We start from the raw sequence: 12,090 nt of genomic DNA on the forward strand, positions 1-12,090 counted from the left end.
GTCGTCGAGCTGTCCGGCGAAGTGCTCCAGCTCTTCACCGGAAAGCTCCAGGCGCGCCAGCCGGGCGAGGTGGGCGACCTCCTCGCGCGTGATGCCAGGCATGCAGCGATCCTCAGGGGTGAGTGTGATGTGGTTTCGGCCCCATAGGATTGGGGCCGAAACCACATCACACTCACCCCTGAGGATCGCTGCATGCCTGGCATCACGCGCGAGGAGGTCGCCCACCTCGCCCGGCTGGCGCGCCTGGAGCTTTCCGGTGAAGAGCTGGAGCACTTCGCCGGACAGCTCGACGACATCATCGGCGCGGTCGCCCGCGTCTCCGAGGTCGCCGACCAAGACGTTCCGCCCACCTCCCACCCGCTGCCGCTGACCAACGTCATGCGCGCGGACGAGGTCCGTCCGTCGCTCACCCCCGAGCAGGCGCTCTCCGGCGCCCCGGCACAGGAGCAGCAGCGTTTCAAGGTGCCGCAGATCCTGGGGGAGGACTAATCATCATGTCGGACAGCATCATCAAGCTCACCGCCGCCGAGACCGCCGCGCGGATCGCCTCGGGCGAGCTCACGGCCGTCGAGGTCGCCGAGGCCCACCTGGCCCGCATCGAGGCCGTCGACGAGAAGGTGCACGCCTTCCTGCACGTCGACCGCGAGGGCGCGCTCGCGCAGGCCCGCGCCGTCGACGAGAAGCGGGAGCGGGGCGAGAAGCTCGGACCGCTCGCCGGCGTGCCGCTCGCGCTGAAGGACATCTTCACCACCGAGGGCGTGCCGACCACCGTCGGCTCGAAGATCCTCGAGGGCTGGATCCCGCCGTACGACGCGACGCTGACGAAGCGCCTCAAGGCCGCCGACGTCGTCATCCTCGGCAAGACCAACATGGACGAGTTCGCCATGGGGTCCTCGACGGAGAACAGCGCCTACGGCCCCACGGGCAACCCCTGGGACCTGACCCGCATCCCCGGCGGCTCCGGCGGCGGCTCCTCCGCCGCGCTCGCCTCCTTCCAGGCCCCGCTCGCCATCGGCACGGACACCGGCGGTTCCATCCGCCAGCCCGCCGCCGTCACGGCGACCGTGGGCGTGAAGCCGACGTACGGCGCGGTCTCCCGCTACGGCATGGTGGCGTTCAGCTCCAGCCTCGACCAGGGCGGCCCCTGTGCCCGCACGGTCCTCGACGCGGCTCTGCTGCACGAGGTCATCGCCGGGCACGACCCGCTCGACTCGACGTCCATCGACGCCCCGGTCCCGCCGGTCGTCGAGGCCGCCCGCAACGGCTCCGTCACCGGCATGCGCGTCGGTGTCGTCAAGCAGTTCCGCGGCGAGGGCTACCAGGCCGGCGTCGTGCAGCGCTTCGACGAGTCCGTCGAGCTGCTGAAGGAGCTCGGCGCCGAGATCGTCGAGCTGGACTGCCCGTCCTTCGACCTGGCACTCGCGGCGTACTACCTCATCGCGCCGTCCGAGTGCTCCTCGAACCTCGCGCGTTTCGACGCCATGCGCTACGGCCTGCGGGTCGGCGACGACGGCACGAAGTCCGCCGAGGACGTCACCGCGCTCACCCGCGAGGCCGGCTTCGGCCCCGAGGTCAAGCGCCGCATCATGCTCGGCACCTACGCGCTCAGCTCCGGCTACTACGACGCGTACTACGGTTCCGCGCAGAAGGTCCGCACGCTCATCACCCGGGACTTCGAGAAGGCGTTCGAGCAGGTCGACGTGATCGTCTCCCCGACGACCCCGACCACCGCCTTCCCGATCGGCGAGCGCGCCGACGACCCGATGGCGATGTACCTCGCGGACCTGTGCACCATTCCGACCAACCTCGCCGGCAACGCGGCCATGTCCCTCCCGTGCGGTCTCGCACCGGAGGACGGCCTGCCCGTCGGCCTGCAGATCATCGCCCCGGCCATGAAGGACGACCGGCTGTACAAGGTCGGTGCCGCCGTCGAGGCCGCCTTCGTGGAACGCTGGGGTCACCCGCTGATCGAGGAGGCACCGTCGCTATGAGCGCCATGGCAAAGAAGGCCAAGAACTTCAAGAAGTCCAAGACCGGTCTGTACGTCTCGCTGGCCAGCACCGCGTTCGGCGCGATCAGCGTCGCGAAGCAGGCGAAGCTGGCCCGCAACGACAACGACTTCCTGCGTCTTGCCGACGCCGCCGTGTCGGCCGCCGCGATCGTCACCGGCCTGGCCATCCTCTACCGCGAGCTGAAGCGGCTCGGCGACGACGACGTTCTGCTGGGCTGAGAGGGAAAGTTTCATCGTGACCGTCACTGAACTGGTGTCGTACGAGGACGCCCTCGCGTCCTACGACCCCGTCATGGGCCTGGAGGTCCATGTCGAGCTCGGCACCAAGACCAAGATGTTCTGCGGGTGCTCCACGGAGCTGGGCGCCGAGCCCAACTCGCAGACCTGCCCGACGTGCCTCGGCATGCCCGGCTCGCTCCCCGTCGTCAACGCGGTCGGCGTCGAGTCGGCCGTCAAGATCGGCCTCGCGCTGCACTGCGAGATCGCCGAGTGGTGCCGTTTCGCCCGGAAGAACTACTTCTATCCGGACATGCCGAAGAACTTCCAGACCTCCCAGTACGACGAGCCGATCGCCTTCAACGGCTACCTGGACGTCCAGCTGGAGGACGGCGAGATCTTCCGCGTGGAGATCGAGCGCGCCCACATGGAGGAGGACACCGGCAAGTCGACCCACGTCGGCGGTGCCACCGGCCGCATCCACGGGGCCTCGCACTCGCTGCTCGACTACAACCGCGCCGGCATCCCGCTGATCGAGATCGTCACCAAGCCGATCACCGGCGCCGGCGCGCGCGCCCCCGAGGTCGCCAAGGCGTACGTGGCCGAGCTGCGCGAGCTGATCCGGGCCCTCGGGGTCTCCGAGGCCCGGATGGAGATGGGCCAGATGCGCTGCGACGTGAACCTGTCGCTGCGGCCCAACGGCACCGAGAAGTTCGGCACCCGCTCCGAGACGAAGAACGTCAACTCGCTGCGCAGCGTCGAGCGTGCGGCCCGTTTCGAGATCCAGCGGCACGCCGCGGTGCTCTCCTCGGGCGGCACCATCGTGCAGGAGACCCGTCACTTCCACGAGGACGACGGCTCCACGACGTCCGGCCGGATCAAGGAGGAGGCGGAGGACTACCGCTACTTCCCCGAGCCCGACCTGGTCCCGGTCGCGCCGTCGCGCGAGTGGGTCGAGGAGCTGCGTGCCACGCTGCCCGAGCTGCCGCGGGTGCGCCGCAACCGTCTCCGCGAGGAGTGGGGCGTCTCCGAGCACGACATGCAGTCGATCCTCAACGCGGGCGCGGTCGACCTGATCGTCGCCACCGTCGAGGCCGGCGCGGACGCGGGCTCGGCCCGCAAGTGGTGGATGGGCGAGCTGGCGCGCAGCGCCAACGAGCAGGGCGTCGACCTCGCCGCGCTCGCCATCACCCCGGCGCAGGTCGCCCGGGTGACGGCGCTCGTGGCGGCCGGTGACCTCAACGACAAGCTGGCCCGCCAGGTCATCGAAGGCGTCCTCGCCGGCGAGGGCGACCCGGACACGGTCGTGGAGAAGCGCGGCCTGAAGGTCGTCTCGGACGAGGGCGCGCTCGGCGCGGCCGTCGACGAGGCGATCGCGGGCAACGCGGCGATCGCCGACAAGATCCGCGGCGGCAAGGTCGCGGCGGTCGGCGCCCTGGTCGGCGCGGTCATGAAGACCACGCGCGGCCAGGCGGACGCGGCGCGCGTCAAGGAGCTCATCCTGGAGCGTCTCGGCGTCGAGGGCTGAGCCCCGCAGGACCGCCCGAGGGGGCGGCACGCACCTCAGGGGTGCGTGCCGCCCCCTCGGCGCGTGAGGGGCCGCGGCGGCCCATGCGGTTGCCTTTGAACTGCGGAGGTCGTTGCCCCGCGTGTGACGGGGTGGGGCGCGGGCCGGCGGGTGCGGATCGGGATTGCGACGAAGGTGTTCACCGCTGAGCTGGTGGACGCGGCGACGGTGCACCCCACTTCCCGGCCGGCGGCTCTGCGGCGGCGCCACGGAGCCGCCGCAAGAACCCGTTGGCGGACGAGGGCGACCGCTGCTACGTTCCCGGAGGCCGTGCGAGAGATCGAGGAGGTGGTACCCGTGAACGCAGTATCGACATGGGTGCTCCCCTCCGGGGTCACGGTCGGGCGATGGACAGGTCGTCCGGGAGCGCCGTTCCAGTGCACTCCCGAAAGGCACGACCATGCACGTCACTTCCGAGCAGCGCCTCGACGACGGCGTCCTCGAACGCGCATTCACCCTCGGTGAGATCCCCGGCATCCTGTGGTTGCCAGGATCCGCGGCCGCACCGGCGCCGCTGATCCTGCTCGGCCACCCTCCCCTCGGGCTTCGCAGGATGTACCCCCGACTGGTGGCCCGGGCCCGGCATTCCGCGGCGGAGGGCTTCGCCACGGCCACCATCGAGCTCCCCGGAAGCGGCGACCGGCCCCGCCTGCCCGCCGCCGAGCAGGCCCGCGCCGACCTGCGCCGGGCGATGGAGGCCGGCGAGCCGGTCAGCGACAAGATCGTCGACGCCCTCGTCCTCCCGCTGGTCGACAAGGCGGTCCCGGAATGGCAGGTCGCCCTCGACGCCCTCCTGTCGCTGCCCGAGATCGGTGGCCCGGTCGGGTACTCGGGGGGAGTGATCTCCATCGGGACCCGGCTGGCGGTGGTCGAGCCGCGCATCTCGGCTGCCGTTCTGTTCGCCGGGAGTCTCGTGCCTCGTGCCCTCTTCGAGGAGGCCCGGCAGGTCACCATTCCGCTGCACGTCCTGCTGCAGTGGGACGACGAAGGGAACGACCGGCAGGCGGCCCTGGACCTGTTCGACGCCTTCGGCTCCAAGGAGAAATCGCTGCACGCCAACATGGGAGGGCACACCGGCGTCCCGCAGTTCGCGGGGGACGTTGCGGCCCAGTTCTTCTCCCGGCATCTGAAGTGAGGCCGGGCCGTCGGACCAGCGGCATGCGGTAGCCGATGTCGGCGGGCATGCCGCTCATCGAGGACAGGTACCGGCCCTCCGCAGCTCTCTGAACCGCGGGCCCCTGCTGCATTCTCGGCAGGGGCCTGTGCTGCCTGCAGTCCTGAGCTGTTCGCTTTCTGCAGAGCCCCGAGTGCTGCCCAAACTCGTGACACGTGCCGTCGGTTCGGTTCTCGTGAACACAGCCGGACTGCCGAAGGTCGGAGCCGGGCTGCCTCCGGCCATGCAGCCCTGAGGCAACTGCACGGGCCGCGGCGGTCTCCGGGTCGGCCTGCCCGCCCCTCGGCGGCCCGGCCGGGCATGCGCCCCCGGGACGGTGCCGGGGGCGGCACCGCACGGGTGAGCGGGGGCCGGGGGCCGTGACCGATCAGGGGCGGGGCCGTTGCTCACGGCATGATCACAGCACAGCGTGTACTCGCCGCCGTCGCGCTCGCCGCGGGCGCCACGGCCCTCGCGGCCCCCGCCGCGAGCGCGGCCCACTCCGACGCCGGGGCGCTCTCGGTGACCCACGAAATCGACTCGCTGGCGACCGGCTCGGTGGCCCCCGAGCACCGTGACGAGCTGCCCACCCCCTCCCAGCAGCTCAACGGCCTCAACCGTCTCGCGGGCATCCCCCACGACCTCGACCCGCTCACGAGCCAGCTCGCCCCGGTCACGGGCCTGCTGGGTTCCTGAGCTTCCGGGCGCCGGCACCGGCGCCCGGCCGCCCTGCGGGCATCGGTGGGCCCACCGGTGGCGCGGGGGCCTCTGCCCACCGGCGCCGGGGGCCCCGCCCGGCCCAGCGGCTCCTGCGGAGGCTCGGGCCCCGGCGCCCGGCCGCCCTCCGGGGCCTGCCGGGGCGTCGGGGGTGCACCGGTGCCACGGGCTTCCGACCACCGGCCCCGCGGCTCCTGCGGGACGGCCCGCGGAGGCCGTCCGGTGTCCGGCACGCCCTCTGCGGAGGCTCCGCCGCCGGTGCCCGGGGTCGGGCACGACCCCTCGTCGACGGAGCGGCGGGCGCCGGTCGCGCGCCCGTCCCGACCCGCCGGCCCCCCGGCCCCGACCCGCGGGCGGCCCCCCGGCCCCGACCCGCGGGGGTCGACGACCGGGACGGCCCCGACGGGGAGGACAGGGCGCGGGCGATGCACGCCCGCGGCTGGCAGTTCCGCGACCGCGGCTGGTGGCAGACGGAGTTCACCGCCCCCGACCGGGCGGAGGCGGCCGCGCTGGCGGAGCTGGTCGTCTCCGAACTGTGGTCCCGCGGCACGCAGCTCCTCCGGGTCGTGCGTGCCCGGGACGTCAGCTGCAAGGACCGCGGCGAGATGTGGCYGCCGGGGTCACTGGCGGATGCCCAGCCCCGGCAGCCACATCTCGCCGCGGTCCTTGCAGCTGACGTCCCGGGCACGCAGCTCCTCCGGGTCGTGCGTGCCGCGGGACCACAGTTCGGAGACGACCAGCTCCGCCAGCGCGGCCGCCTCCGCCCGGTCGGGGGCGGTGAACTCCGTCTGCCACCAGCCGCGGTCGCGGAACTGCCAGCCGCGGGCGTGCATCGCCCGCGCCCTGTCCTCCCCGTCGGGGCCGTCCCGGTCGTCGACCGAGGCGTGCAGCCCGTCCTCGATGCTGTAGGACACCAGGAGCTGGCGGCCGCGGTCGGCGGTGCTGGTCAGCCGGAACGACGCCCAGTCGGAGCCCACCTGGACCGGCAGCTGCTCCACCCACGCCGCGAGGAGCATCCCGAGCCGGGCCCGGAAGTCGTCGAGGGTCGTCGCGGGGCGGCAGCGCGGACGGCCGGCGGGGGACTCACCCGGACCGCCGCGGTCCAGCTGCCAGAGGTACGGCATCTCGCCGGTGCCGAGCGGGTCGTCGGCCCGCCAGGCGCCGCTCCACGCGAACGTGCGGTCCTCCTCGCCCTCCAGCGCCGCCGTGTCGTGGACGGAGAGCCCGACGGTGTCCCGGTCGCCGGAGAGCAGGACGGTCCTGCGGCTGTCGCGCCAGCGGACGCTGGGGCCCCGCGACGAGCCGCCGTACAGCGTCGGTTCGCCGAGCCGGGCCACGATCGGCCCGTAGACCTGCCACAGGGCCTCGCGCCGCCGTGCGAGCGACGCCCCGGGTTCGTGCACCAGTACGGCCGCCGGGGCGCGGCCGAGATACGGCCCGGGTGTGTCGTACAGCGCGCGGGCGTACTCCGCTGCCTCCGCCGGCGCCGGTGCCGTCCCGTGGGGCCCCCTGTAGTCCATGCCGGCCATCGTGCCAGCCGGCGCCGACACTCCGGGGCGTACTGGCGACGGCGGCCGATTCGGGCCCCAGCCGGGTGCCGCCGCGCAGGCCGGCCCGTCGGCGGTGGCCGGATCTCGCTTGGACTCCCGGCACGGGGCGCATGGACGTTCACGGCGAAGACGTCACCGGGACTTCTCGGGGCCGCCCGTGCTCAGTACCGTCCCGGCCGTGTCCACCGATGGACCGCAGCCGCCCCACTGGCCGTCGACGAAGAGGTCGCGCATGTCACCGGAACTCTCACGCAGAAGGATGCTCGCACTCGGGGGAGGGGCGCTCGGCACGGCCGCGGCCGGTTCCCTGCTGCCGCCCTCGCTCCGGGCGGCGCTCGCCGCCGAGCCGCCGCGGGGCGGACTGGAGTCCGTGCGGCACGTCGTGATCCTGATGCAGGAGAATCGTTCGTTCGACCACTACTTCGGCGCCCTGCGCGGGGTCCGCGGCTTCGGTGACCGCAACGCCGTGGAACTGCCCTCGGGCGGCACGGTGTTCGAGCAGCCGGGCCCCGCCGGCCCGGTGCTGCCCTTCCCCGTCCGGGACGCCGCACAGGCCCAGCGCAAGGACCTCCAGTACATCGGCGACCTCGACCACTCCTGGAGCGGCGGCGCCAAGGCGTGGCACGACGGCTGGATGGACGGGTGGGTCTCCGCGAAGACCGCCGCGACCATGGCGTACTACGACCGCCGCGACCTTCCCCTGCACTACGAGCTCGCCGACACCTTCACCGTCTGCGACGCCTACCACTCCTCCACGCACACCTCCACCAGCCCCAACCGCAACCACCTGTGGAGCGGCTGGACCGGCTACGAGGCCGACGGCAGCCGGGCGGTGACGAACGCCGCGTACGCGGAGGGCACCCATCCCGGCTATCCCTGGCCCACCTACGCGGAACGCCTGGAGAAGGCGGGCCGCAGCTGGCGGACGTACACCGAGTGGGAGAACTTCACCGACAACAACATCGAGTTCTTCACCACCTTCAAGCAGATCGCCCGCAAGGCGCTGGCCCGGGTGGGCGACGTCACCTACATGGAGGCCTTCTACGCGAAGGTGCGCACCACCGCCGACGCCGCGGAGCGCGAGCGGCTGCTCGCCGCGCTCGACCGGGGCGTCGCCGAGCTGACGCCGGCCGAGCGCTCGCTGTTCGAGCGCGGGCTGCGCCGCGTCCCCACGGGCGGCCTCGCGGACGCCTTCCGGGCCGACGTGGCCGCGGGGACCCTGCCGGAGGTGTCCTACCTGGTGCCCTCCGCGGTCGACTCCGAGCACCCGGGCTCCTCGTCGCCGATCGCCTCCGCGTCCCTCGTCTACCGGATCCTGGACGCGCTCGCCTCGCACCCGGAGGTGTGGCGGCACACCGTGCTGCTGATCAACTACGACGAGAACGACGGCTTCTTCGACCATGTGCCGCCGCCGGTCCCGCCGGCCGGGGACACCGAGGAGCGCTGGCAGGGGCTGCCCACCGGCCTCGGCATCCGGGTGCCGATGCTCGTCGTCTCCCCGTGGTCCGTCGGGGGGTACGTGTGCTCCGAGGTCTTCGACCACACCTCGGTGATCCGGCTGCTGGAGAAGTGGACCGGGGTCGCCGAACCCAACATCACCCGCTGGCGGCGCACCGTCACGGGCGACCTGACGTCCGCCTTCGACTTCACCCGCGGCAGGCGGCAGCCCGCCGTGGAGCAGCCCGGGCCCGTGCCGCCGTTCACCGGCCGCTGGCGACCGGTGCCGCCGGCGGAGCAGCGGATGCCCGTCCAGGAACCGGGCACCCGCCCCTCCCGCCCGCTGCCGTACCAGCCCGATGCCCACGCCAGAGCCGACGGGGACGCGGTCATGGTGACGCTGCGCAACACGGGCCGGGCGAGCGCGCACTTCGCCCTCTATCCGTACGCAGGGGAGTTCACCGTGCCCCAGCACCGGGACGTGAAGGGCGAGGCGCTCTGGACCGTGCCGCTCGGCGGTGACGCCTACCGCTTCACGATCACCGGACCCGGCGGCTTCCGGCGGGAGTTCGCGGGCCGGCGGGGCGGGGGCGCCCAGGTGGTCTCGCGCGTCGATCCCCGCGACCGCGACCTGCACCTCACCCTGCGCAACGACGGCAGCACCCCGCTGACCTTCACGGTCCGCCCGCTCGGCTATGCCGACGAGGCAGATCTGCACGGCTGGACGCGCAGGGTGACGGTCCGTCCCGGCCGCGCCCGTACCGTCGTGCACTCGGCCTCGGACGCACACGGCTGGTACGACCTGGAGGTGACCGCCGACGGTGACGAGGGCTTCCGGCGCCGGCTGATGGGGCGGATCGAGAACGGCCGCGCCGGCGTCTCCGGCTGACCGCCCGCCCAGCGGCGCCGACGGTGCGCGGAAGCCGGATCCTGTGATCATCCGGCTTCCGCGCACCGCTGTGAGTAATGCCACGAAACGGGCAAACGATCATAGTTGACTGCGACAGTGTCCGTACAGGTCATGCGTTTCTTTGCGGGCTGTTCCCGGTCAAAGATCCACGCACCACTCAGGGAGCAGGTCCGTTGGCAGCTATCGCGCGCTGGTGTGTCGCCCACCGCCTCGTCGTCGTCCTGCTCTGGCTCCTCGCCCTCGGCGGCACCGCCGCCGGCGCGGTCGCGGCCGGCTCGGCCTACTCCAACGACTACGACGCCCACGGCACCGAGTCCGGCCGGGCCGCCGCCCTCCTCCGTGAGGGCTTCCACGGCCTCGGCGGCGACAGCGACACCATCGTGTGGCACACCGACGACGGCAGCGTCCGCTCGCCCGCCACCGAGCGGCACGTCACGGCGATGCTCGACGAGGTCGCCGCCCTGGACGGCGTCGCCGCGGTCACCGGCCCCTACGGGGACGAGGGCGCGGGGCGGATCAGCGCGGACGGCCGTACCGCCTACGCCGTCGTCGCGTTCGAGGCCCAGGCCGACGACATCCCCGCCGGCCAGGCCCGGGCCGTCGTCGAGACCGCGAAGTCCGCCGCGGGCGACGGCCTGCGCGTCGAGATGGGCGGCACCGTGACCGCCCTGACCGAGGCATCCGGCGGGCACGTCGCCGAGATCGTCGGTGTCGCCGTCGCCGCCGTGGTGCTGTTCCTCGCCTTCGGCTCCCTGGCCGCCAGCCTGCTGCCCATCGTCACCGCCCTGGTCTCCGTCGGCACCGCGTACGCCGGGATCGTGCTCCTGGGCCACGTGATGACCGTCGCCGACTTCGCGCCCATGCTGGGCCTGCTGATCGGCCTCGGCGTGGGCATCGACTACGCCCTGTTCATCGTCACCAGACACCGCGGCGGCCTCAAACGAGGGCTGCCGGTCGCCGAGGCCGCGCGCGAGGCCGTGGCCACCACCGGACGGGCCGTCGTCTTCGCCGGGGCCACCGTCTGCATCGCCCTGCTCGGCATGCTGATCCTGCGCCTGGACTTCCTCAACGGCGTCGCCATCGCCGCCTCCCTGACCGTGGTCCTCACCGTGGCCGCCTCCGTCACGCTGCTCCCGGCGCTGCTCTCCTTCATCGGCCCGCGGGCGCTCAGCCGCCGCGAGCGGCGCCGGCTCGCCGAGCACGGGCCCCGGCCCGAGCTGCCGACCGGGTTCGCCGCCCGCTGGTCCGCGTTCGTCGAGCGCCACCCGAAGCTGCTCGGCGCCGTCGCCGCCGTCGTCATGCTGGTGCTCGCCCTGCCCACCCTCTCCCTGCACCTCGGCACCTCCGACCAGGGCAACGGACCCGCCGGCGCCACCACCCGCCAGGCCTACGACCTCCTCGCCGACGGCTTCGGCCCCGGCGTCAACGGCCCGCTGACGGTCGTCGCCACCCTCGACGGCGCCGACGACCAGATCGCCGTGGACCGCCTGGCGCGGACGCTGGCGACCACGGACGGCGTGGCCTCGGCCGGCCCGGTCGTCCACAACGGCAGCGGCGACACCGCCGTGCTGACCGTCGTGCCGGACTCCTCGCCGCAGTCCCGCGAGACGAGCGAACTGGTCGACCGGCTGCGCGAGGACGTCCTGCCCGCAGCCGAGCAGGGCACCTCGCTCCAGGCGTACGTCGGCGGCATCACCGCGAGCTACGACGACTTCGCCGGTGTGATCGTCGGCAAACTGCCGCTCTTCGTGGGCGTCGTCATCACCCTCGGCTGCCTGCTGCTGCTCCTCGCGTTCCGCTCGGTCGGCATCCCCCTGAAGGCCGCCGTGATGAACGTTGCCGCGGTGGCGGCCGCCTTCGGCGTGGTCGTCGCGATCTTCCAGTGGGGCTGGGGCAGCGAACCGCTCGGCCTGGGACGCGGCGGCCCCATCGAGCCGTTCCTCCCGGTGATCATGGTCTCGGTCCTCTTCGGGCTCTCCATGGACTACCAGGTGTTCCTGGTCAGCCGGATGTACGAGGAGTGGCTGGAGACGGGGGACAACCGGCGCGCGGTCCGCGTCGGCCTCGCCGAGACCAGCCGGGTCATCAACTCGGCGGCCGTGATCATGATCTCGGTCTTCCTCGCCTTCGTCCTCAGCGGCGACCGTGTCATCGCCATGTTCGGCATCGGTCTCGCGGCCGCCGTCGCCCTGGACGCGTTCGTCCTGCGCACCCTGCTGGTGCCGGCGCTGATGCACCTGCTCGGCGGGGCGAACTGGTGGCTGCCGCGCGGACTGGACCGGCTGCTGCCCCGCATCAGCATCGAGCGTCCCGCGGGCCGCGGGACCGCCGGCCACGCCATCCCGGCCCAGCAGAGCCGCGACGAGGCGGTGGGCGACACACCAGCGCGCGATAGCTGCCAACGGACCTGCTCCCTGAGTGGTGCGTGGATCTTTGACCGGGAACAGCCCGCAAAGAAACGCATGACCTGTACGGACACTGTCGCAGTCAACTATGATCGTTTGCCCGTTTCGTGGCATTACTCACAGC

Annotated in this window: 10 protein-coding genes; 8 read left to right on the forward strand and 2 right to left on the reverse strand. The window is 72.8% G+C overall.

All coding sequences use genetic code 11. The features are described 5' to 3' along the window. Positions 1–102, reverse strand: a 102-nt coding sequence (locus tag EAO77_RS13635; RefSeq protein WP_147989117.1) for an aspartyl/glutamyl-tRNA amidotransferase subunit C, incomplete at its 3' end; no start/stop codon positions are given. Positions 103–192: 90 nt separating this feature from the next. On the opposite strand from EAO77_RS13635, the gene gatC reads away from it, so the two are divergent. The 6 genes from gatC (at position 193) to EAO77_RS13670 (ending at position 5,643) form a co-directional block, all read left to right on the forward strand. Continuing rightward, a complete protein-coding gene (gene gatC / locus EAO77_RS13640; RefSeq protein WP_005311569.1) occupies positions 193–489 on the forward strand; it encodes an Asp-tRNA(Asn)/Glu-tRNA(Gln) amidotransferase subunit GatC in 297 nt (98 codons plus the stop codon). A 5-nt stretch (positions 490–494) separates the two neighbouring features. Beyond that, positions 495–1,991 carry an Asp-tRNA(Asn)/Glu-tRNA(Gln) amidotransferase subunit GatA gene (gene gatA, locus EAO77_RS13645; RefSeq protein WP_147988261.1) on the forward strand — a complete coding sequence of 499 codons (1,497 nt, stop codon included), beginning with the start codon at positions 495–497 and terminating at the stop codon, positions 1,989–1,991. Then, positions 1,988–2,230 (forward strand): hypothetical protein, encoded by a 243-nt coding sequence (locus tag EAO77_RS13650; protein WP_147988262.1) that lies wholly within the window; start codon positions 1,988–1,990, stop codon positions 2,228–2,230. The genes gatA and EAO77_RS13650 overlap by 4 nt, the downstream gene beginning before the upstream one ends. 16 nt (positions 2,231–2,246) lie before the next feature. Next, positions 2,247–3,755, forward strand: coding sequence for an Asp-tRNA(Asn)/Glu-tRNA(Gln) amidotransferase subunit GatB (gene gatB / locus EAO77_RS13655; protein WP_147988263.1), 1,509 nt, complete (start codon positions 2,247–2,249; stop codon positions 3,753–3,755). A 439-nt stretch (positions 3,756–4,194) separates the two neighbouring features. Next, positions 4,195–4,929: a dienelactone hydrolase family protein gene (locus EAO77_RS13665; protein WP_147988265.1), complete on the forward strand. Its 735-nt coding sequence runs from the start codon at positions 4,195–4,197 to the stop codon at positions 4,927–4,929. Between the two features lie 432 nt (positions 4,930–5,361). After that, entirely contained in the window at positions 5,362–5,643 is a 282-nt protein-coding gene (locus EAO77_RS13670; RefSeq protein ID WP_147988266.1) for a hypothetical protein, read from the forward strand. A gap of 641 nt (positions 5,644–6,284) precedes the next feature. On the opposite strand, the gene EAO77_RS13675 is transcribed toward EAO77_RS13670, so the two are convergent. Continuing rightward, positions 6,285–7,184: a hypothetical protein gene (locus EAO77_RS13675; RefSeq protein ID WP_315986091.1), complete on the reverse strand. Its 900-nt coding sequence runs from the start codon at positions 7,182–7,184 to the stop codon at positions 6,285–6,287. A 262-nt stretch (positions 7,185–7,446) separates the two neighbouring features. Here EAO77_RS13675 and EAO77_RS13680 point away from each other — a divergent pair, with 262 nt between their 5' ends. Beyond that, complete coding sequence (locus tag EAO77_RS13680) at positions 7,447–9,540, forward strand: phosphocholine-specific phospholipase C (RefSeq protein WP_147989118.1); 2,094 nt, start codon at positions 7,447–7,449, stop codon at positions 9,538–9,540. Positions 9,541–9,734: 194 nt separating this feature from the next. Further along, positions 9,735–12,090: MMPL family transporter (locus EAO77_RS13685; RefSeq protein ID WP_261993892.1), on the forward strand; the 2,356-nt coding region annotated here is incomplete at its 3' end.

Origin of the sequence: Streptomyces sp. T39 (assembly GCF_008042045.1) — a bacterium.
Classification (GTDB): Bacteria; Actinomycetota; Actinomycetes; order Streptomycetales; family Streptomycetaceae; genus Streptomyces.

Excerpts from the sequence above, each read along its gene's own strand:
- EAO77_RS13665 (WP_147988265.1), top strand. The coding sequence starts at position 4,195 with ATGCACGTCACTTCCGAGCAGCGCCTCGACGACGGCGTCCTCGAACGC.
- EAO77_RS13675 (WP_315986091.1), bottom strand. The coding sequence starts at position 7,184 with ATGGACTACAGGGGGCCCCACGGGACGGCACCGGCGCCGGCGGAGGCA.
- gatA (WP_147988261.1), top strand. The coding sequence starts at position 495 with ATGTCGGACAGCATCATCAAGCTCACCGCCGCCGAGACCGCCGCGCGG.
- EAO77_RS13680 (WP_147989118.1), top strand. The coding sequence starts at position 7,447 with ATGTCACCGGAACTCTCACGCAGAAGGATGCTCGCACTCGGGGGAGGG.
- EAO77_RS13650 (WP_147988262.1), top strand. The coding sequence starts at position 1,988 with ATGAGCGCCATGGCAAAGAAGGCCAAGAACTTCAAGAAGTCCAAGACC.
- EAO77_RS13670 (WP_147988266.1), top strand. The coding sequence starts at position 5,362 with ATGATCACAGCACAGCGTGTACTCGCCGCCGTCGCGCTCGCCGCGGGC.
- gatC (WP_005311569.1), top strand. The coding sequence starts at position 193 with ATGCCTGGCATCACGCGCGAGGAGGTCGCCCACCTCGCCCGGCTGGCG.